Source organism: Photobacterium sp. GB-50, assembly GCF_003026755.1.
Classification (GTDB): Bacteria; Pseudomonadota; Gammaproteobacteria; order Enterobacterales; family Vibrionaceae; genus Photobacterium.
This window is the reverse complement of sequence record NZ_PYNX01000050.1, coordinates 1-1,100: the sequence shown is the minus strand read 5'-3', so window position 1 is coordinate 1,100 and position 1,100 is coordinate 1. Positions and strand designations below refer to the sequence as shown.

The window sequence follows — 1,100 nt, the reverse complement described above, 5'->3', positions numbered from 1 at the left end:
CACGTTGACCACGGTAAAACAACTCTAACTGCTGCTATCTGTACTACACTTTCAAAAGTGTACGGTGGTGCTGCTCGTGACTTCGCATCAATCGATAACGCTCCAGAAGAGCGTGAGCGCGGTATCACAATCTCTACTTCTCACGTAGAGTACGATACTCCAACTCGTCACTACGCACACGTTGACTGTCCTGGACACGCCGATTACGTTAAAAACATGATCACTGGTGCTGCTCAAATGGACGGCGGTATCCTAGTTGTTGCTGCAACTGACGGCCCAATGCCACAAACACGTGAGCACATCCTACTTGGTCGCCAGGTTGGTATCCCTTACATCATCGTATTCATGAACAAGTGTGACATGGTTGATGATGAAGAACTACTTGAGCTAGTTGAGATGGAAGTTCGTGAACTTCTTTCTGAGTACGACTTCCCAGGTGATGATTGCCCAGTAATCATGGGTTCTGCTCTAGGCGCTCTAAACGGCGAGAAAGAGTGGGAAGACAAGATTGTTGAACTAGCAGAAGCTCTAGATAACTACATCCCAGAGCCAGAGCGTGCAATCGATCGTCCATTCATTCTTCCAATCGAAGATGTATTCTCAATCCAAGGCCGTGGTACTGTTGTAACTGGTCGTGTTGAGCAAGGTATCATCAAAGTTGGTGACGAAGTTGCTATCGTTGGTATCGTAGACACTATTACAACTACTTGTACTGGTGTTGAGATGTTCCGTAAGCTTCTTGACGAAGGTCGTGCTGGTGAGAACGTTGGTGTTCTTCTACGTGGTACTAAGCGTGATGAAGTTCAACGTGGTCAAGTACTTGCTAAGCCAGGTTCAATCACTCCACACACAACTTTCACTTCAGAAATCTATGTGCTTTCTAAAGATGAAGGTGGTCGTCACACTCCTTTCTTCAAAGGTTACCGTCCACAGTTCTACTTCCGTACAACTGACGTAACTGGTACTATCGAGCTACCAGAAGGCGTTGAAATGGTAATGCCTGGTGATAACATCGCTATGACTGTTACTCTAATCGCACCTATCGCGATGGACGAAGGTCTACGTTTTGCTATCCGTGAAGGTGGCCGTACAGTTGGTGC

At 46.6% G+C, this 1,100-nt stretch carries 1 protein-coding gene; it reads left to right on the top strand.

The genetic code is table 11. The annotated features are described in order from the left end of the window. Nucleotides 1-1,100, top strand: a 1,100-nt coding sequence (tuf, locus tag C9J41_RS21590; protein ID WP_107295018.1) for an elongation factor Tu, incomplete at both ends; no start/stop codon positions are given.